The sequence below is a fragment of the Neorhizobium populisoli genome, assembly GCF_019430945.1.
In the GTDB taxonomy this organism is placed as follows: domain Bacteria; phylum Pseudomonadota; class Alphaproteobacteria; order Rhizobiales; family Rhizobiaceae; genus Neorhizobium; species Neorhizobium populisoli.
The window spans coordinates 122,782-143,053 of the sequence record NZ_JAHYCB010000005.1; the positions used below are offsets into that span (position 1 = coordinate 122,782).

Consider the following 20,272-nt stretch of genomic DNA (forward strand, 5'->3'; position numbering starts at 1 on the left):
TTCGTCCGCTCAGGTTGTTACCGCTCAATAAGACACAAGCAGGGCAGAACCGTCATTGCCGAATTTCGGCTTTACACCGAGAATCGGCGCGGCGCGGCTGATGATCTCCTTGACCATCGGCGCTGCCGAAGTTGCAGCCAGTGCCGCGCCATTGCCCTTGTCTGTCTTCGGTTCGTCGGCGAACGACAGGACCACATATTGCGGGTTGTCCATCGGGAATGCGGCGAGGAAGGCGTTGAAGTTCTTGTCGTGCGCATAGCGGCCGTTGACGACCTTGTCAGCCGTGCCGGTCTTGCCGCCGACATTGAAGCCCGCGACGCGCGCATTGCGGCCCGAACCGTTGACGCCGTTCCATTCGAACAGGAAGCGCATGTCCTTGCTGGTCGAAGGCTTCATCACCTGCACGGCAATCTTGTCGGCCTCTTCGCGGGTACGCGGCAGGAAGGTCGGCGCGAGATATTTGCCACCATTGACGAGCGATACGCCGGCCACCGCCGTCTGCAGCGGCGTGGTGGAGACGCCGTGGCCGAATGAGATAGTGATCGAGTTGATCTTCTTCCACACGCGCGGCTGGCTCGGCTGCGCTACTTCCGGCAGCTCGGTCTTCATTCGGGTCAGGAGGCCGAGACGCGTCAGGAAGTCCTTGTGACCTTCGATACCGACGGCATCGGCGATCTTGGCGGTACCGATATTCGACGAATACTGGAAGATTTCCGGAACGCTCAGCACGCGGCCCTTGCCGTGAAAGTCCTTGATGGTGAAACCGCCGATACGGATCGGGAAGCGCGCATCGAACGTGCTGTTCAGGTTCATCTTGCCATCGTCGAGACCCATGGCAAGCGTGAATGACTTGAAGGTCGAGCCCATTTCGAACGTGCCGTTCGACATGCGGTTCATCCAGCCCTGCTCGGCGCCCTCGGCATTCGGTTCGTTCGGATCGAAATCCGGAGCCGATGCCATGCCGAGGATTTCGCCGGTATGGACGTCGATGACGACTGCACCCGCGCCGATCGCCTTGTATTTGCCGATCGCCTCGACGACGACGTCTCGCACGATCGACTGGACGCGCAAGTCGATGGAAAGCCTGACCGGTTCGAGCGGCTGGTTGGATGTCATGCCGACGGCGGCCAGATCGGTCAGCCCCTGGCTGTCGATATAGCGTTCCATGCCGGCAACGCCGCGATTGTCGATATTGACGTAACCGACGACGTGAGCGGCGGTCGGGCCGCCCGGATAGAACCGACGCTTCTCGGGCCGGAAGCCGATGCCCGGAATGCCGAGCGCCAGGATCTGGCTCTGCTGCTTCGGCGAAAGCTGGCGGCGCAGCCACTGGAAGCGGGAACTGGACTTCAGTTTCGAATAGGTCGACTTGACGTCGAGATCGTGCAGAACGGTCGAGAGTTTCTCAATGACTTCGTCCGCATCGACAATCTTGTGCGGCTCGGCAAACAGCGAAACGGTGCGGATGTCGGTGGCCAGAACCGCGCCGTTGCGATCGAGGATATCGGGGCGTGAGGCAAGCAGGCGGTCGGCCGGCAGGATGCTCGACGTGGTCAGAGGCTGCGCGACGCCGTACTGCACAAGGCGTCCGCCGATGACGCAGTAGAAGACGGCAAAACCGGCGATCAGCAGGCCGACGCGGTTCTTGGCCTGGGCAGACTTGCGCTTGCGGCTGCCTTCGAAGGTTGCCTTCTCAATACGAACACGATTGCCGGCGGAGAAATGTGCGCGGCTCTTCAGGACCATGATGCGAGACAGGAAAGACATCAGCGTTTCACCGAACCTGTGGAAATGACTTCAACCGGACCGCGCCGAACCGGCACGGGCACCTTGACGGAAGGCTTGGCCTTGGCGGCAGCGACGCCCTTCAGTGCCGCGGCGACTTCGCTGTTCTTGCCGGCGATGATGTCCTCGATCGTCGTCTCCGGCTGCGGCAGCCGGGCCTTCTGCATCGGCAGCTCCTTCGGCATGGCAAGCTGCGTCGTTTCGGTCGACGCGAGGCCAAGCTCGGAATTGTAGACGTTGATCAGCCGCTGCAGACGGTTCGGCTGGGTCAGCAGCGCCCAGTCGGCCTTCAGAAGGTCGATCGTGTCCTTCTCCAGCTTGATTTCAGCTTCCAGCCGGCGAACCTCAGTCAGTTTCAGGTCGGCACGATGCTTGATCGAGTAGGTGACGACGGCCGCTGCCGTCATCACGCCGATCAGGACAAGATCGAAGCTTCTGAGCATGTGGGTTAGGCTCCCATCTTTGCGAGGCTGGCGAGATCGGGCAGATCGAAGATCGACATGTCGGCGGTACGCGACGCGGCTTCCGTGCGCAGACCGGCGCGCAGCTTGGCGGAACGGGCGCGCGGATTGATCTCCGCCTCCTCTTCGCTCGCCGAAACCATCTGCTTGCCGATCGTCTCGAAGATCACCGGCTTGGCTTCGACCATCGGCAGATGGCGTGAGCCGGAAACCTTGCCGGAACGGTCGGCGAAGAACTGCTTGACGATGCGGTCTTCCAGCGAATGGAAGGTGACGACGACCAGCCGGCCGCCGGGCTTCAGCGCCCGCTCGGCAGCGAACAGCGCTTCGGCGAGCTCGCCAAGCTCGTTATTGACGAAAACGCGCAGCGCCTGGAATACGCGGGTGGCCGGATGGATCTTGTCCTTAGCCTTGCGCGGATTGACGGTCTCGATGAGGTTTGCCAGCTCGCGGGTCGTGGTGAACGGCTCCGTCAGACGGCGTTTCTCGATGGCGCGGGCGATACGGCCAGACTGCTTTTCCTCACCGAGAAAACCGAAGATACGGGTGAGATCACTCACCTTGGCGCGATTGACGACGTCGGCTGCGGAAACGCCGTCCTTCGACATGCGCATGTCGAGCGGCCCGTTCCTCTGGAAGGAAAAGCCGCGATCGGCCTCGTCGATCTGCATGGAGGACACGCCGATATCGAGCACGACTCCGTCAAGCCCGCCTTCGGGCGCATGATCGGCAAGCCGCGAGAACTGCGAATGGATGAGACGAAGATGCGGCTTGTGTTTTTCGACCAGAACCTGACCTGCGGCAATCGCCATCGGATCGCGATCGAGCGCGATGACATCGGCACCGGCGGCAAGGAGGGCGGACGTGTAACCGCCCGCCCCGAATGTGCCGTCGAGGATGATCCTGCCGGATTGAGGCTCGAGCGCCTCGATGACTTCTTTCAGAAGCACTGGAATATGGCGAACAGGTCCGCCATCGGCCTCGGTTATCCCGCTGCCAGAGTTCGCCGCCATTCCGCACTCCCGTTCTAGACGGGACGCGAACCCAAGCGCCCCTCTCTTGCTGCCGCCTGCGCCTCGTGGAACGCCTGCGGCTGCCATAGCTGAAAATGATCCGAGCGCCCGACGAAGGTTACTTCCGTGCTGATTCCCGTGAAGTCCCGGATGAAATCCGTGACCATCAGACGGCCCTCCGCATCGAGCCTCATGAAGACGCCGCCGCCATGAATGAGCAGCGACATCCTGTTCGCTTCCGGCGAAAACGGATCCACGGAGGCGATCTGCCGTTCGTAACGGTCGAGCAGATCCGGCCCTCCGACGCTTACCGCCGGAAAGATGAAATCCTGGAGGCAATAAAGCTCCTGGATCCCGCGCTCCGAAAGGACCGAACGAAAGCCCGCGGGGACGGAGACCCGCCCCTTCGCATCGATCCTGTTCGTCGCATTCGACAGGAAGCGGCTCATCACGCCAAACATCCGCCCTGTTGCCATTAGAGGCGGAAACCCGCCCGTCCACCAGCACCGCGCCAGACAAAGCTTCGCCACCCGGATGGACGGAAATCCGTCCGGTCGGAAGACCGAAACTCTGGGATTGGCGGGCGCTCATTCGCCCTTGTGCAGTGCAGCTTTGGGATACCATGGGACCATATGGGCGTCAATGGGATCGACCCCGCTAGCCGAACCCAAACATGATTTATTTATAAGCTGTTAAGTTTAACAAAGGGTTATTGGCGAGGGCGGAGAAACTGCCTTGGCGAGCCCCTGTAAGTCGGATTTCCGCACCTGCTAACCCGTGGGGGATAAAGGAGCTTTTGAGAACGCTCATATAAGTTTCATCGGCTGGCGGAGCACCTTCCGGGTGACCCAAAGCGATATGCCCGACCTCTTTGGAGGCCGGGCATATCGCTGAGTCCTGACGTAATTGGAAGCCGGTATGTGCCGTCAGATGGCTTCCGGGGCTGCGACAGGGCGGCGCAGCGACTGTAGCTTGCCGACGACGTAGCGGCCGGCCGCAATCGAGGGTTTTTCCACGAACCGGAAGATCAGATAGGAGAAGCCAACCGTTGCGGCGGCGCAGACGAACATGGTCAGGAGATCGCCCGCATCGCCATGCAGCGGCAGCAGCCGGTAGATCGTCACGTTGACGATCCAGTGGAACAGGTAGATCGAGTAGCTGACCCGGCCAAGCCAGGCGAGGATCGCCGATTGCGGGCCGTTGAACTTGATGGCGCTGACGAATACGGCGATCGCCAGCAGATAACCGATCACGATCGGCATCGTCCCGACCAGCACGAAGCCGTCATTGCGCATCAGCGAGAAATCCGACACCGCGAAGACCGCGAGCATCTGATAGACGATGAGATAAGCTGCGCAGGCGCCTGCATATTTCTTCTTCTCCACGAATGCGAGCCTGAGCAGCAGGCCGGAAAACAGGAAGGACAGGTGCAGGCCGATATAGGAAACCGGCAGACCGATGCCGAGATAAACCCGGATCAGGACCGGCAGCGCCGTCGAGGTGACGAGGCCGACCGCGACGATCGCCACCGCCACCGGATTGTAGAGGTAGCGCGTGACGAACAGCGCCGCTGCCATCACGTAGAAGACCAGTTCGATGAACAGCGTCCAGTAGATGCCCGACATCCACCCCTGCCCGAACAACTGCGGCGCCATGGTGAGGTTGGCAAGTTCGGTTGCGACGGAAACCGGTGCGCCGGTGCTCCAGTAGATCAGGCTCAACAGGATGATCGCCACCCAGAAGGCCGGATAGAGCCGGAAGAAGCGGGAAACGGCAAACCGCTTCAAGGGCATGTCGCCGCCGATGCTGAACGGGATCACGAAGCCGCTGATCAGGAAGAACAGTGCGACGCCGAACCGCCCGAGATCGAGCGTATTTTCAGAGGTCATCAGAAACGGATAAAGCACGCCGGATGTCGCGCCATCAGCCCGCGACGCGTCGCCGATGAAATGCTGGACGAAGACGGAAAGTGCTGCGACGGCACGCAAGCCATCGATATTGGACAGTCTCGCTGAAGACATCTCAGCTGCTCCAAAACCCGGAAACCAGCCGATGTCCTACCACCCGCGCAGAGGCGCCGAAACGGCACAGCCCATCACGCCGCGCTCATATTTCAATTCACCATTAACGATAAGGATAAGATTAAAATCCGAACGAATGGCCCAAACGAACGGAAAAACAGGAAAACGCCAGTTGGCCTGTAAGCCGGGTTCTGTATGGCCCCGTTTCCAACATCCGAAGATGCAGGCACCGGAACGTGGCAGCCATTCATCTGGGACGATGTTTGCACATCGCCTCGCGCAACCCACCCGGATGACTGGCCCGGAAACAGGCTGTAGGCGCTTGCGCACCCCGCGTCATCCCTATTCGGTCTTGCTCCCGGTGGGGTTTACCTTGCCGCTCCTGTTACCAGCAGCGCGGTGGGCTCTTACCCCACCCTTTCACCCTTACCCCGCTAGCTCTGCCGCCTTGATCGCAAGGCGGTACAGCAAGCGGGGCGGTTTCCTTTCTGTGGCACTGTCCCTAGGGTCGCCCCCGCCGGACGTTATCCGGCACCGTGTTTCCGTGGAGCCCGGACTTTCCTCCCTCTACCGCCTTTCGGCATTGGTAAAGCGCGGCTGCCCGGCCAACTGGCAGGCGGTGCATAACCGAGATGGATCGCGAATGCTATAGATAATCGGCGCGGAAATCGGTCTCGGCTTTATAGGCGTCGTCGATGATATGACCGTTGAAGATCAGCTCGGCACCAAGCCGGCCGATCTCGTCCGAACTTTTCGCCGCTGCCCCGCAGCCTCCGCTCAGGATGCCGATCCGGTTCGCTTCGGTCATGGCGATGGCCGGATAGCCCGTCGGCGTGAACGAGGTGACGCAGGCCGCCATCGACGAGCGCGACAGATCGAGCCTCGGCATCAGCGTCTGCATGACATCTGTCAGCCGTTTCTTCGTGCTTTCGCGTCCGCCGGTGCGGAACCACGCGCGCACCTCCGGCTCGGTCGGCAGCAACACATCGTCCGGGTCGCCGCCGATCTTCAGATAGAACTTGCCGTCCGGATAGCGCACCGGCGGCAGGAGATAGATGCCGTCCTCGCCTTCCGTCCATTTCCAGATCAGTGACGGAACACTGCCCCAGACATCCATCGCCTTTTCGTCGATCTCGAAAAAGGCGACCGTGCGGGCATAAACATTCAGGTGAAGACGGCGTGGCAACAGATTCTCATTGATGGAGAAACCGCCCGCGGCGACCAGCACCTTTTCAGCCGTATAGCTGTTGCCTTCAGCCGTGGTGACGGTCACCACATCGTCTTCCTGGCGAACGGCCGAGACGGTTTCGCCGATGATCGCCGTACCCTGCCGTTCGGCCAGCAGCGCCTGCGCCTTCACCAGCCGTCGCGGATTGATATAACCGGCATTCCTGGGTTCCCAGACGCCTTCGCTCCCCTTGGGAAAGTCGAAGAACGAAAAACGCGATTCCAGTTCGCTATCCGCAAGCGTCTCCGTGGCAACACCGAGTTTGCCGGCGGCTTCGAGAATATTGCCCACATAAGAAGGATTTTCGGTGCGCTTCGGCCCGACCAGCAGGCTGCCGGATTCGGAATAGAAGTCGATGCCGCTTTCTGCGGCGATGTCGCCGTAACGGGCGATCGAGCGATTGGCGAGACGCGCCCAGGCGGGATCGGGGTCGATCGTCCTGGTAATGCGCGCCTCGTCGTAGTGGCTGGCGAAGACGCCGTCATGGCGTCCGTAGTCCGCCGGCTCACCGGGACCGACCAACGCAACACCGTCGGTCCATTTCGAGAGGTAACGGGCAGCCGTAGCCCCCATCATGCCTCTGCCGATGACGATATATTTGAAGCGCGACGCCATGCCCTGCCCTTTCGATTCCTTCAGCCTATTCGGCTGAAGTTCTAAAGGGTTCGCGGCGTCGCTGGAATCAAAATATCAGTGGCGTCGCCGTCGGATAGGCAAGCGCCGTGGTGCTGAGCGCCAGATCCGGAGATGCCAGGACCGGCGTATCATCCGTATCAAGAATCGCCTCGACGCGTTCGCAATAACGCTTCGAAACCGGGTTCATGCGCTTGGCGGCGTGGCCGGCATTGTATTTGAGGATCGTGCCGCAGGTCTTGCCGTCGCCGCGATCATGCGCGCCGGCGAGATATTTCATGCCGTAACGGATGTTGGTTTCGGGATCGTAGAGCCCGTAATCCGGCCCCTTGTAACCCATCAGCTTGGCCGTTGCCGGCTTGATCTGCATGAGGCCGATTTCCCCGGCAGATCCCCGGACCGTCGGACGAAAGTTGCTTTCGACCTGCACGACGGCATGCGCGAGTTCGACGGGAACGCCGTATTCCTGCGCATATTCGGATATCAAAGCGGTATAGTGCAGCTTGCGGACAAGCCGGCGGTCGCTGGCAGTCGGTGCGGCAAAGCCGGTTTCGCGGGTTTCCCACGGAACGATCAGCGGCTTCGTATAGGTCCTGACGATCTCACCGGTCCCGACATCGGTATCCAGTCCGGAGCCTGCGCCCGGTAGATCGTCAGTGGTGAGACTGGCATAGTCAGTCGTCGAATTGGCGTCCTGAGCGGACACAAGTTCACATCCCGCGATCAGCATAGCAATGCCGGCCGCGGCTGCAGCAACCACATTTTTCATTGAAAAAGAATGTCTCCGGTACAACAGGTTCGCGGAAGTCGATACGCAGACATCCCCCACCGCGTCGCCGGATAGACGGCACGGAGCTTCACGTAACCTGAGCGTTTATCTTGGCAACCCCCGTCCTACATGGTGGCTGCGTTAACACATTCTTTAGAGCCGCCTAATGCGGTCAGGATGTGGCACTGCAAAAAATCGGATTTTTGGAAGGAACAGAAACGCCGCAAGCGCGTTTGGCTCAATTGTACTGCGGCAACGCCTTTAGCAACCTGTGCAACGTATCGATGGTCGAGAAATCGGCAATGCCATCGACCAGTTTCGGCCGGAAATGCCGCTGGAAAGCCTCAACGACGCCCTTGGTGCGCTCGCAGAAATTGCCCGTGATTTCAATTCCGTAACCGTAAAGCGACAGCATCGACTGTAGCGCTTCGATCGGCTGGCCGCTTTCGCCATGCTGGAAAAACCGGCCGCCGGTGATTTGCGTCGGCTCGATCCAATGACCGATCCCGTCAAGGTACAAGTTTTCCCAGAGGAAATTTTCGCCCGGATCCACCTTGCGGATCGGGGCCACATCCGAGTGTCCGACCACCCTTTCGGGCACGATCTTCCACCTTTCGCCACAATCCCGACACAATTCGGCGACCGCTTTCATCTGCTCATCCGGGAATGGCGGAAGCCCGCCCGGATGGCCGGGATTGGCAATCTCGATGCCGATCGAACAGGAATTGATATCGGTCTCGCCGGCCCAGGAGCTTTTGCCTGCATGCCAGGCACGCCGGTCTTCCGGCACGAGCTGCGCGATGCGGCCGTCCTCATGGATAAAATAGTGGCTGGAGACCTGGCTTTCCGGATTGCACAGCCACGACAGCGCCTGATCGGCGCTCGGCATGCCGGTATAATGCAGGATGATCATGTCCGGCTTTCGCCCGTCGACACGTTCGCCATGGTTGGGAGAAGGAATGACTGACGCGCCGGCAAAGTCGGCGGCAAGGGCTGTCATGCGGCGCGGCGCTCTTTCTCGATCGCCGAATAAGCGGCATTCAGCGCAGCCATCCGCTCATTGGCGGCGGCATGCAACGAAACTGGCACACCGCGTGCAATCAGGCGATCCGGGTGATGTTCCGACACCAGGAGGCGATACTGCTTGCGGATCTTGGCAAAGTCGTCCTGCGGCGAAACGCCGAGGATGAGATACGGGTCCGCGCCATCGAGATGCACGTGACGCGCCATGATGCGGCGGAAGTGCGCTTCGTCGATGCGGAAAATCTCTGCGATGCGGCCGAGGAAAACCAGTTCCTTCTCGTGCACCAGGCCATCCGCCTTGGCGATGTGGAACAGGCCGTCGACGACATTCTCCAGCATCGGGCAATTGCAGGCTTCGCCTGCACCCGGGCTGCACAACGCTGCAAGTTTCATCGCATAGGCTTCGTAGCCGGCGACGTCCTGTCGAGCGAGATTATAGAGACGCGCGACATTGCGGGCTTCTTCATCCGGGAAGTCGAAAATCTGCTGGAAAGCCTGCACCTCGGCTTCGGTCACGATACCGTCGGCCTTCGCCATCTTGGCAGAGAGCGCGATGATCGCGACCGAGAAGGATACTTTGCGGCGGGTCTCGGGATCACCCTCGAACATCGTGCGGATCGTTTCGACCACGCGCGAAAGCACATTGCCTGCCGCATCGCCGATGGCGCCGAGGAGCCGTTCCCAGAGGGAGGAGATCTGCAGACAGGAAAAATCGAAAATCATGCCAGCAATAGACCGGATTATCCTTTTTATTGCAAGGCAGCAGACGGCCCATTCCGAATTAAACTATGTTCATGTTTTCCGAACAATCAACACCGCACACCGGTCGGTTATCCCTGCGTGATTGCACAATGATTGGTGATTTCCGACAGGTCGGCGCGGAATTTTTCGCTACCGCGAAAAGTCCTCGTAAGGATTTGAATCGATTGTATTAGCGACCACCTCCGAACCTGTGCGAACCCGTCGTTTTCTTCAGAAGTTCACTTTACAGGAGGCGGCCGCTGTCGCATCCATTCAGACGGCTTTGAATTGAACGCAGCAAATGCGTCGAGGAGGATCGATGGCCAAGCAGAAAGTAGCAATGTTGACCGCCGGTGGTCTCGCACCCTGCCTTTCGTCCGCCGTGGGCGGCCTGATCGGGCGCTACAACGATGTGGCACCGGAACTCGATCTGATCGCCTACAAGTCCGGTTATCAGGGCGTTCTGCTCGGCGACCGGATCGAGATCACGCCCGCCATGCGCGAAAAGGCCCCTCTCCTGCATCGCTACGGCGGCTCGCCGATCGGCAATAGCCGCGTCAAGCTCACCAATGCCGCCGACTGCGTGAAGCGCGGCCTGATCAAGGAAGGCGAAAATCCGCTGCGCGTTGCGGCAGAGCGCCTCGCCGCCGACGGCGTCACCATTCTCCACACGATCGGCGGCGACGATACCAATACGACGGCCGCTGATCTTGCCGCCTATCTCGGTGCCAATGGCTATAACCTCACCGTCGTCGGCCTGCCGAAGACGGTCGATAACGACGTCGTGCCGATTCGCCAGTCGCTCGGCGCCTGGACGGCTGCGGAAGCCGGCGCAAGCTTCTTCGACAACGTTTCGAACGAGCAGACGGCCGCCCCTCGCACATTTGTGATTCACGAAGTCATGGGCCGTCACTGCGGATGGCTTACCGCCGCAACGGCACGGGCCTATATTCAAAAGATCGACGGCGACGAATATGTCGAAGGCTTCATGATGAACGCTCACCTGAAGAGCATCGACGGTCTTTATCTGCCGGAAATGGCGTTCGACCTCGATAAAGAAGCCGCGCGCCTGAAAGAGGTCATGGACAAGCGCGGTCACGTTTCTATCTTCGTTTCCGAAGGCGCCGGTCTGGATGCGATCGTCGCCGAACGCGAGGCGGCGGGCGATACCATCAAGCGGGACGCCTTCGGCCATGTGAAGATCGATACGATCAATGTTGGAGGCTGGTTCCAGAAGCAGTTCGCGGCACTCATCGGCGCAGAACGCTCCATGGTGCAGAAGTCGGGTTATTTCGCCCGCTCCGCACCGGCAAACACCGAGGACCTGCGGCTCATCCACAGCATGGTGGATCTGGCCGTCGAGAGTGCTTTGAACAAGGTTTCGGGTGTCACCGGTCACGACGAAGATCAGAACGGCAAGCTCAGAACGATCGAATTCCCCAGAATCAAGGGTGGAAAACATTTCGATTTGACGACAAAATGGTTTGGCGACGTGATGGACCATATCGGTCAGCCGTTCGCCGAAGCATAAGACTAGAACACTGACGAGCGCGTTGGCGGCGTTCGGGAGGAAATGGGATGACGGTTGATATCTGGATCGCGTTTGCGGCGACGGCGATCTTTTTCGTCCTTCTTCCAAGCCCGCTCGCCTGCCTCACGGCAAGCTTCTCGCTTCAGCGCGGCCGCCGTACCGCTTTTGCCACCGTTCCGGGCGTGGCGGCGGGCCTTTCCGTGGCGCTGGTCTTCGCGATGGTCCCGCTGACGGTCATCGCCTTTTATCTGCCGCGGGTCCTTGACGCGCTCTCCTGGGCAAGCCTTGGCTATCTGATGCTCTACATTCTCTGGTCCTACCAGGACCCGCGGATTTCCGGCCCAGTCGCAGACAACGACAATCTGCCGGAATGTCGGATGGCGCGGATTTTCGGATGCCTTTTCGGCAAGTCCGTTCTCGGGCCGCGTTATGCGGTCGCGCTGGCGGCGGTTTTGGCGCAATTCATCGATCCGAGTCTGCCGCTTCTGCAGCAACTCCTCGAAATGCAGGCGACATTTCTCGTCTGCGCCGTGCTCGGCACGGTTATCCACGTTCTTTTCCCCCGCCGGGTGCTCGGCCGTCGTCGCCGTGCCGCGAACCTGAATTCAGCTTCGCGCAAGCCTCATACGCGATTTATATCGCGACGTGCTGTGAGCGCCGGATATCGGCGAATCGCAGCTTAAGGCTTCCCTGAGAAGGGACCGGCTTGCCGGACGCCGCCCAATAGGTTAATGGAAAATCTCCTTCGGGGGCGTTTGGGCGGACTAGGGTAACCAATTTTTCATGAAAGCGACCCAATGGCGATAATCCGACTGCTCGGCCGCGGCGCGGCTGCTGTATGCGTCGTATCGTCGGCTCTGGCCGGCTGCTCGAGTGTCGAGCGCGAGAACAATCTCGCGACGACGCAGACAAATTCGCCTGGCGCGGCCGCTAGCAATGGCCTCATCGTCCAATACAAGTCGGATCTGCCGGTTAACGGCCAGCAGCAGACGGTAGCATCTCAGCCTTCGGGCGCGCCGATGCAGGGCCCTCAATTGCCCGGCACGCAGCCGACCGTGGCGCTTGCAAAGACTGCCCGCCTGCCGGTGCCCGTACCGACGACCGCGGATGTGGCCCCCGTACAAACCGCTGCGATGGCCTCGCCGGTCATGGCTCCGCAACTGGCTTTCGCGCCTGCTCCCGCAACTGCCGGTCCGGCAATGATGCAGCCGCCTGCAGCCACGACGACCTCGACCCTGGTTGCTTCCGCGACACCGACTGCGCAGTGGAATGCGCCTGCCACCTCCACCATCCTCGCGGCCTCGCGCCAGCAGACCAGCACGACCAAGGTCGGCCGCCTTGTATCGCCAGGCGTCGCGCCTGCCGTTACGGAGGGCAGGATCCAGCCGGCCGCCGCTGCGGCCATCGCGCTCGACGAAGCCGAACTGACGCCGGACATGGTGGCGCTGCAGTCGGTCGTGCCGACGCCTCGCCCGGACCGTCCTGTGATCACCATGGCATCGGCCCCGGCCGCCGCGACTGCAACGCTCGCCTATGCATCGGCCCCGCATGCGGTTGCCGCCTTGAGGGCAATGGAATTCCCGCCTGCTCCCGGCGAACCGATGCCGACGACGGCAGCCAACGCGCCGCCGGAGCTTGCCAAGCTGATCAAGCGTTATGCCGGCATGTACGGCGTGCCGGAATCGCTGGTGCACCGCGTCGTGCACCGCGAAAGCAAATACGACCCCAAGGCCTATCACAAGAACGGCTATTGGGGCCTAATGCAGATCAAGTATTCGACCGCCAAGTCGATGGGTTACGAAGGCCCGCCGTCCGGCCTGCTCGATGCCGAGACCAATCTCAAATACGCGATCAAATATCTGCGCGGCGCCTGGCTCGTCGCCGACAACCAGAACGACAACGCCATCAAGCTTTATGCGCGCGGCTATTATTTCGACGCCAAGCGCAAGGACATGCTGCACGTTCTGGAAAAGTAAGTTCTCGACAGCGTGAACGAATCTGAACGGCGCCTCAGGGCGCCGTCATCGTTTTTGCGACCGCATCGACCAGCGGCGTCGGGCTGTAGCCCGACCAGCTCGGCGTCAAACCGAGCCGCACGACGACGAGATCGAGCGACGGCACGATGATGACGTTCTGCCCGTCATGCCCATCCAGAATGAACGTCCCCTTGCCTGCATCGGCGCGCGGCAGCCAGGTCTGTATCTTCGAATAACGGCCGTTCGACGTTTTGTTGGGCGTCTGCATCTCGGCGACGAAACCTTCCGGCAGTAACCGGTTGCCGTTCCACACGCCATCGCGGCCCAGAAACAGCCCAAGCCGCGCCCAATCGCGCGCTGTCGCATACATATACGAGCTGCCGACGAACGTACCTGCCTCATCGGCCTCCATGACGGCACTCGACATGCCGAGCGGACCGAACAATGCCTTGCCGGGATAGGCCAACGCCGCCGCCCGGTCGCCGACCTTGTCCATCCAGATTTTCGATAACATCACACCCGTGCCGGACGAATAATTGAAACGGCTGCCGGGATCGGCCTCCAGCGGCTGATCGGCGGCAAAATTCGCCATGTCGGGCTCAAGAAAAAGCATGCGGGTAACGTCGGCGACGCTGCCGTAATTCTCGTTAAAGGCAAGTCCGCTTTCCATCGCCAGAAGATCGGCGAGGCGGATATCGCCACGCTGGTCGTTCTTCCATTGCGGGAAAAGCGCCTGGTCCTGCAGCGACATTTTTCCATCACGGATCAGCGTGCCGATGATCGCGGCCGTCACGCTCTTTGTCATCGACCAGCCAAGCAAGGGCGTTTCCCTGGAAAAGCCCGGCGCATAGACTTCGCCGACAATGCGGCCGCGATGCGCGACGACCACCGCGCGCATGCCCGGACCAGTGAGAGCGGGATCTGAAAGAATGCCGGCAACCTTTGGATCGGATTCGATCTTTCCGCCTTCCGGCCAGAGGATATTGGGATCCGCCGGAGCCTGTGGGACCGGCGCCGTCGCGAGAGCCGCCGGCATGGCGCCATCCGGCGCCACGGCACAGCCAAGACCGTCGCGATAGACCGCGTCATTGCCCGCCAGGAACCCAAGCAGCGCCGCATGCACGCGCCTCTGCGGCCGGTCCACCGAGACGTTCATCAGCCTCAGGAGCGGATGGCCGGGTGCCTGCACATCGACGGCCAGCACCTCGTCCGGATCGCGGCCGGCAAGGAAGACATTGGAGCAGACCATCTTCGCCGCATAACCGCTGCCCACCCGCAGGAGCTCGGGCGGAGAGATATAAATCCATGTCACGAGCCCGACGATGCCAAGGACCAGAACGCCCAGAACGATCTTCACAATCCGCGTCAGCAGCCGCATGCAGTCCTCGTGTGCCTGTTACAGGGAGGCCGCATGCAATCAGGATTCTGCGCCGCATGGAAGGCTTATCCGCCGCCGATCACGCTCTCGTGGCCTAGCCACAGGCCGCGTCATCAATCTGTAGCATGACGGGTTTACACGCCCTGAAATTCCAAACGGACGGGACTCGACGATGGCAGAAGTTGCACAGGAAGCCGGTTTCAGGAAAAACCAGAAACTCAAGGATGCGCTGCTGCAGCATAAAGCGCTATCGCGACAGGGTTTTTCGGAAAGGCTTTTCGGCCTGCTTTTCTCCGGCCTCGTCTATCCGCAGATCTGGGAAGACCCGGATGTCGACATGAAGGCCATGGAGCTTTCCGAAGGTCACTCGATCGTCACGATCGGTTCCGGCGGCTGCAACATGCTTGCCTATCTCTCCCGTTCGCCGAAGAAGATCGACGTGGTCGATCTCAACCCGCATCACGTGGCGCTAAACCGCCTCAAGCTTGCCGGCTTCCGCTTTCTCCCGGCTCATGCGGATGTCGTCCGCCAGTTCGGCATGGATGGCGTCACGACCAATACCAAGAGCTACGACACCTTCATCGCCCCGAACCTTGATGCCCGTACCAGGGCCTATTGGGAAAAGCGCTCGATCAGCGGTCGCCGCCGCGTCGAAGTCTTCAACCGCAATATCTACCGCACCGGCCTGCTCGGCCGCTTCATCGGTGCCGGCCATCTGATCGCCCGCCTGCACGGTCTCGACCTCACCGAATTCGCCAAGACCCGCTCGCTGCGCGAACAGCGCACGTTCTTCAACGACCGTATCGCGCCGCTGTTCGACAGGCCGCTGATCAAGTGGATCACCGACCGCAAGAGCTCTCTCTTCGGCCTCGGCATTCCGCCGCAGCAATATGACGAACTGGCCAGCGTTTCAGCCGATGGCTCGATCGCCTCGGTCCTGCGCCAGCGCCTCGAAAAGCTTGCCTGCCAGTTCCCGCTGCAGGACAACTACTTCGCCTGGCAGGCTTTCGTCCGCCGTTATCCGAAGGCCGACGAAGGCACCCTGCCGACCTATCTCAAGGCCGAGAACTACCAGGCGATCCGCGCCAATGCCGAGCGCGTTACGGTTCACCATGCAAGCTTCACCGAACTGCTCGGCCAGAAGGCTGCCGCGACCGTCGATCGCTATGTACTGCTCGACGCGCAGGACTGGATGAACGACCAGCAGCTCAACGACCTCTGGACGGAAATCACCCGCACCGCCGCTCCCGGCGCCCGCGTGATCTTCCGCACCGCAGCCGAAAAGAGCGTGCTTGACGGTCGCCTGTCGCAGGCTCTCCGCGACCAGTGGACCTATCTCGAGACCCGCTCCAACGAGCTGAACCTGCAGGATCGTTCGGCGATCTATGGCGGTTTCCACATTTACGTGAAGAAAGCCTGAGGAGGCGGATATGGCGAATGCTTCCGTTTCCCACGATCACGCGGACCGCATGGACCGCATGTACAAGTACCAGCGCCATATCTACGACATTACCCGCAAATATTACCTCTTCGGTCGCGACCGCGCGATCGAAGGCCTGCATGTCCCGCCTCAGGCTTCGCTTCTGGAAGTCGGTTGCGGTACGGGCCGCAACATGTTGCTCGCCCACAAGCGTTATCCGACGGCGAAACTTTACGGCCTCGATATTTCCGCCGAGATGCTGGTCAGCGCCCGCGCCAATTTCAGCGGCAAGTCGGTTACGCCGGATTTCCGCGTCGCCGATGCCACGAATTTCAGGGCGGAGGAATTCGGCGTCGACGGTTTCGACCGCATTCTGATCTCCTATGCCGTCTCGATGATCCCGGATTGGGAAAGCGCGATCGATGCTGCCCTTGCGGCACTCGCCCCGAACGGCTCGGTGCATATCGTCGATTTCGGCCAGCAGGAGCGCCTGCCCCGCTGGTTCGGCAATATGCTGAAAGCCTGGCTGACGCGTTTTCACGTCATCCCGCGCCCCAACCTGCATGAGGTGCTGGAGGGCAAGCTCGAAGCTGCCAATGCGGATATGATCTTCGAGGAAATCGGCTGGGGCTACGCCTGGCATGCAGTGATCCGCAAGCGCGGCTGAGTTCCCCACGAGCGGCAGCCCCTTGCCATAACCGATTTTTTACCACGTTATGGTGAACATGAGGTTCACACAGGCTTCGACTTGTAAGCATGTGCTAATCTTAGTCACCAACGCGGAACATCCATGTCACGGCTTCTGATCGCCCTTCTTGCAACGGCCGTGCTTGCGGTAACCGGCTGTACGTCGACAAGTTACGACCTGATGGAGACCTCCTCCGTCAAGAAGATGCGCTTCAAGGACAACGATCCGCAGGATTTCGGCCGCAACCATCCCGGCCTCCACGAGGTCCACGGCATCGACCTTTCTAAATGGAACGATACAGATATCGACTGGGCCGCCGTCAAGCGCGCCGGGATCGCCTTTGTCTTCATCAAGGGTACCGAAGGCAAGGACCGCCTCGACCCCGCTTTCCGAACGCATTGGCAGAATGCTGCTGCTGCAGGCATTCCGCACGCTGCCTACCATTTCTATTATTTCTGCTCGTCACCGGAAGAACAGGCGGCCTGGTTCATCGCCAACGTGCCGAAGGAAGCCAACATGCTGCCGCCGGTGCTGGACATGGAATGGAACCATGCCTCGCCGACCTGCAAGCTGAAACCCGATGCGGAAACCGTGCGCGACTCGATGCAGCGCTTCATGGACAAGCTCGAAGCCTATTACGGCAAGCGGCCGATCATCTATACGTCGGTGGATTTCCACCGCGACAACCTGGTCGGCGCCTTCCCGAACTATAATTTCTGGCTGCGGGCGGTGGCGGCTCATCCAAGCAAGATCTACGGCGATCGCCGCTGGGCCTTCTGGCAATATACCTCGACCGGCATCATCCCGGGCATCAAGGGCGAGATGGATATCAACGTTTTCTCCGGCACGACCAAGAACTGGAATAGCTGGGTCGCGGCGACTGCAAAGTAAAACGCTGACAAATCGGCAACCAAACCGCAATTAGTCATCTGGAATTGCGTGGGCGCATGCGATAAAAGCGCGGCAACCTTGCAGCCGCCCACGTTTCGGACACAAATTTCTCGGACATGAGGCGGTACTCTTTGTCCCATAGGAACGCCGAATGTCCGCTGCTCTCGCCCGCCGTCTTGCCCTTGCCGTCGCCTTCACCGGCTGCCTTGCTTCAACTGTCCTCGCGCAGTCACGGCTTCAGGCCGGCCAGTCCACGACCCCGGTGGCCTGCGGCGGCGATTTCAGCGCCTTTCTGGCCGGCGTGAAGGCCGAAGCCGTCTCCAAGGGCGCCTCGGCAAGTGCTGCCGACGAGGCATTGGCCGGCGCCCAGATCGACCAGAAGGTTCTGTCCCGCGACCGCGCCCAGGGCGTTTTCCGCCAGACTTTCCTGGAATTCTCGCAGCGCACCGTCAGCCAGGGCCGCCTCGATATCGGCCGCCAGAAGATGAAGCAGTTCGCCGACGTCTTCGCCCGTGCCGAAAAGGAATTCGGCGTGCCGTCCGGCATCATCACCGCCTTCTGGGCGATGGAAACCGATTTCGGTGCCTTCCAGGGCGATTTCAACACCCGCAACGCTTTGGCCACGCTGTCGCATGACTGCCGCCGCCCGCAGCTTTTCCGCCCGCAGCTGATTTCGCTGATCGAGATGGTCCAGCACGGCGACTTGAACCCGTCGACCAATACCGGCGCATGGGCCGGCGAAATCGGCCAGGTGCAGATGCTGCCGGAAGACATCATCGCCTTCGGCGTCGATGGCGACGGAGACGGCCATGTCAACGTCAAGGGCAGCTCGCCGGACGCCATCCTGACCGCCGCCAAGTTCATCCAGAGCCTCGGCTTCAAGGCCGGCCAGCCGTGGATTCAGGAAGTGGCGCTGCCGGAAAACCTCCCCTGGGAAAAGTCCGGCCTCGGCAACGAAATCCCGGCCAGCGAATGGTTCAAGTATGGTGTCACCCCGCGTGACGGCAACACCAATTCCGGCAACCTGCCGGCAGCCCTCATCCTGCCGCAGGGCCGCAAGGGACCGGCCTTCCTGACCTATCCGAATTTCAATATCTATCTGGAATGGAACCAGTCGTTCATCTACACGACCTCGGCCGCCTATTTCGCAACCCGCCTGTCGGGCGCCCCGACTTATCAGAAGGGCAATCCGGAACAGGGTCTCGACGACACCGGCATGAAGGCGCTGCAGACCAAGCTCGAAGCACGCGGCTACGATATCGGCAAGGTCGACGGCATTCTCGGCTCCGGCACCCGCCAGGCCACCCAGAAGGAACAGGCCCGTCTCGGCATGCCGGCAGACGGCTGGCCGACCCAGGCTCTTCTTTCGGCTCTATGATCTCGCTCTGACACGGCAATCCATGTCGGGTTGCCGTGTCTTTGCCACAAGATTCGGGTGGCGACTCTTCCGGCTTAGGTTTATCCCGCACGTTCAACGTGGGGACATCTTTTCATGACGACCACCAGCCTACCGAAACCGAGCGCCACCGCCTGGGCGCTTATCCTTGTGTTGGGTCTGATCTGGGGCGGCTCCTTCTTTTTTGCACGCATCGCCGTCAAGGAAGTCCCGCCCTTCACGCTGGTCTTCTTCCGCCTCTTCCTCGCGGCGCTTGCCCTGCATATCTATCTGCACGGCCGCCATGGGCTTTATGAAACACTGGCCGCACGCTGGCGCGAATTCGCCGTCATGGGCCTCGTCAACAACGCCCTGCCCCACACATTGATCTTCTTCGGCCAGACAGAAATCGGCGCAGGCCTCGCCTCGATCCTCAATGCCACGACGCCGATTTTCACCGTGCTGATCGCCAACCGGTTCACCACCGACGAGAAGCTGACCACGGCGAAGCTCGCGGGCTGTATCGCAGGCCTTGCCGGCACGGCCGTACTGATCGGCCCGGGATTGACCAATGCCGCCTCCGTGCCGCTCTGGGCGCTTGTCCTGCCGGTGCTAGCGGCGATCTCCTATGGCGTCGCCGGAACCTATGGCAAACGCTTCCGAGGCCTTCCCGCTCCAGTCAGTGCCACCGGCCAGCTCACCGCATCCAGCCTGATGATGCTGCCCGTCAGCCTCATCGCCGACCAGCCCTGGTCACTGCCCATGCCGTCGCTTCACGCAATATCCGCCATTCTCGGTCTGGCGCTGCTCTCGACCGCCTTTGCCTACCTGTTGTTCTTTCGGATTCTCGCCATGGCCGGCGCCACCAATGCCTCGCTGGTCACCCTCGTCGTACCGCCGAGCGCCATTCTGCTCGGGGTGATCTTTCTGGGTGAGCGGCTGGAATCAACCGATCTGGCCGGCATGGCACTCATCGGTTTGGGGCTGATAATCCTCGATGGAAGGCTTCTTCGCAGTCGCAGCAAACAGGCTTCAAACCGCTCTTGAAGCGGCAAAACTATCACGAAATGTGACAGACCTTAACAGCCATACATAGGTTTTTAACCTTCGACCGATTAACATTAACAAGTGGTTTATATTGAAATATCAGCAAGTTGCTGATCTAAGCCCATGCCAATCAGTCGGTTCGACGGCACCGCAGCATGGAATTGCGCTTCCCATCCGCCACAAAACCGACATACACTTTAACCGTCAACGCAAGGAGGCAGACAATGGGACGTACATACTCTCTCAATGTCCTGGCAGTCGGTGTAGCGTTCGTGTTTGTGGCATCCATGCT

Annotated in this window: 18 protein-coding genes and 1 other RNA gene; 8 read left to right on the forward strand and 11 right to left on the reverse strand. The window is 60.6% G+C overall.

Annotation, left to right across the window (positions count from 1 at the left end; all coding sequences use genetic code 11):
- Positions 1 to 24 precede the first annotated feature (24 nt).
- The 10 genes from KX729_RS14825 to KX729_RS14870 all read right to left on the reverse strand — a co-directional run bounded on the left by KX729_RS14825 (position 25) and on the right by KX729_RS14870 (position 9,656).
- On the reverse strand, positions 25 to 1,767 hold the full coding sequence (locus KX729_RS14825; protein ID WP_219743251.1) for a peptidoglycan D,D-transpeptidase FtsI family protein: 1,743 nt from the start codon (positions 1,765 to 1,767) through the stop codon (positions 25 to 27).
- Positions 1,767 to 2,228 (reverse strand): cell division protein FtsL, encoded by a 462-nt coding sequence (gene ftsL, locus KX729_RS14830; RefSeq protein WP_219743252.1) that lies wholly within the window; start codon positions 2,226 to 2,228, stop codon positions 1,767 to 1,769. Before ftsL ends, KX729_RS14825 begins: the two co-directional genes overlap by 1 nt.
- 5 nt (positions 2,229 to 2,233) lie before the next feature.
- Positions 2,234 to 3,259 (reverse strand): 16S rRNA (cytosine(1402)-N(4))-methyltransferase RsmH, encoded by a 1,026-nt coding sequence (gene rsmH, locus KX729_RS14835; RefSeq protein ID WP_219743253.1) that lies wholly within the window; start codon positions 3,257 to 3,259, stop codon positions 2,234 to 2,236.
- 14 nt (positions 3,260 to 3,273) lie between these two features.
- A complete protein-coding gene (mraZ, locus tag KX729_RS14840; RefSeq protein ID WP_219743718.1) occupies positions 3,274 to 3,708 on the reverse strand; it encodes a division/cell wall cluster transcriptional repressor MraZ in 435 nt (144 codons plus the stop codon).
- Positions 3,709 to 4,185: 477 nt separating this feature from the next.
- A complete protein-coding gene (locus tag KX729_RS14845; RefSeq protein WP_219743254.1) occupies positions 4,186 to 5,280 on the reverse strand; it encodes an acyltransferase family protein in 1,095 nt (364 codons plus the stop codon).
- Positions 5,281 to 5,444: 164 nt separating this feature from the next.
- An RNA gene (gene rnpB, locus KX729_RS14850) (RNase P RNA component class A) lies at positions 5,445 to 5,893 on the reverse strand.
- A 33-nt stretch (positions 5,894 to 5,926) separates the two neighbouring features.
- Positions 5,927 to 7,123 carry an FAD-dependent oxidoreductase gene (locus KX729_RS14855; protein WP_219743255.1) on the reverse strand — a complete coding sequence of 399 codons (1,197 nt, stop codon included), beginning with the start codon at positions 7,121 to 7,123 and terminating at the stop codon, positions 5,927 to 5,929.
- Positions 7,124 to 7,190: 67 nt separating this feature from the next.
- Complete coding sequence (locus KX729_RS14860) at positions 7,191 to 7,910, reverse strand: lytic transglycosylase domain-containing protein (protein ID WP_219743256.1); 720 nt, start codon at positions 7,908 to 7,910, stop codon at positions 7,191 to 7,193.
- Between the two features lie 238 nt (positions 7,911 to 8,148).
- Complete coding sequence (locus KX729_RS14865; protein WP_219743257.1) at positions 8,149 to 8,910, reverse strand: N-acetylmuramoyl-L-alanine amidase; 762 nt, start codon at positions 8,908 to 8,910, stop codon at positions 8,149 to 8,151.
- Positions 8,907 to 9,656 carry a J domain-containing protein gene (locus KX729_RS14870; RefSeq protein WP_025603323.1) on the reverse strand — a complete coding sequence of 250 codons (750 nt, stop codon included), beginning with the start codon at positions 9,654 to 9,656 and terminating at the stop codon, positions 8,907 to 8,909. The genes KX729_RS14865 and KX729_RS14870 overlap by 4 nt, the downstream gene beginning before the upstream one ends.
- A 337-nt stretch (positions 9,657 to 9,993) precedes the next feature.
- Between KX729_RS14870 and KX729_RS14875 the strand changes: the two genes are divergently transcribed.
- From KX729_RS14875 to KX729_RS14885, 3 genes are all read left to right on the forward strand, one after another.
- Positions 9,994 to 11,205, forward strand: a complete 1,212-nt coding sequence (locus KX729_RS14875) for a pyrophosphate--fructose-6-phosphate 1-phosphotransferase (protein ID WP_219743258.1) — start codon at positions 9,994 to 9,996, stop codon at positions 11,203 to 11,205.
- A 47-nt stretch (positions 11,206 to 11,252) separates the two neighbouring features.
- Positions 11,253 to 11,888, forward strand: a complete 636-nt coding sequence (locus KX729_RS14880; RefSeq protein ID WP_219743259.1) for a LysE family translocator — start codon at positions 11,253 to 11,255, stop codon at positions 11,886 to 11,888.
- A gap of 114 nt (positions 11,889 to 12,002) precedes the next feature.
- Positions 12,003 to 13,181: a lytic transglycosylase domain-containing protein gene (locus KX729_RS14885; RefSeq protein ID WP_246617617.1), complete on the forward strand. Its 1,179-nt coding sequence runs from the start codon at positions 12,003 to 12,005 to the stop codon at positions 13,179 to 13,181.
- Positions 13,182 to 13,215: 34 nt separating this feature from the next.
- Here KX729_RS14885 and KX729_RS14890 read toward each other — a convergent pair whose 3' ends face one another.
- A complete protein-coding gene (locus KX729_RS14890; protein WP_219743260.1) occupies positions 13,216 to 14,559 on the reverse strand; it encodes a serine hydrolase domain-containing protein in 1,344 nt (447 codons plus the stop codon).
- A gap of 172 nt (positions 14,560 to 14,731) precedes the next feature.
- Between KX729_RS14890 and KX729_RS14895 the strand changes: the two genes are divergently transcribed.
- The 5 genes from KX729_RS14895 (at position 14,732) to KX729_RS14915 (ending at position 19,980) form a co-directional block, all read left to right on the forward strand.
- On the forward strand, positions 14,732 to 15,979 hold the full coding sequence (locus tag KX729_RS14895; protein ID WP_219743261.1) for a BtaA family protein: 1,248 nt from the start codon (positions 14,732 to 14,734) through the stop codon (positions 15,977 to 15,979).
- 10 nt (positions 15,980 to 15,989) lie between these two features.
- Positions 15,990 to 16,646 (forward strand): class I SAM-dependent methyltransferase, encoded by a 657-nt coding sequence (locus KX729_RS14900; protein WP_219743262.1) that lies wholly within the window; start codon positions 15,990 to 15,992, stop codon positions 16,644 to 16,646.
- Between the two features lie 123 nt (positions 16,647 to 16,769).
- On the forward strand, positions 16,770 to 17,558 hold the full coding sequence (locus KX729_RS14905) for a glycoside hydrolase family 25 protein (protein ID WP_219743263.1): 789 nt from the start codon (positions 16,770 to 16,772) through the stop codon (positions 17,556 to 17,558).
- 151 nt (positions 17,559 to 17,709) lie between these two features.
- Positions 17,710 to 18,936, forward strand: a complete 1,227-nt coding sequence (locus KX729_RS14910) for a lytic murein transglycosylase (protein WP_219743264.1) — start codon at positions 17,710 to 17,712, stop codon at positions 18,934 to 18,936.
- Between the two features lie 114 nt (positions 18,937 to 19,050).
- A complete protein-coding gene (locus KX729_RS14915) occupies positions 19,051 to 19,980 on the forward strand; it encodes a DMT family transporter (protein ID WP_219743265.1) in 930 nt (309 codons plus the stop codon).
- Positions 19,981 to 20,272 lie beyond the last annotated feature (292 nt).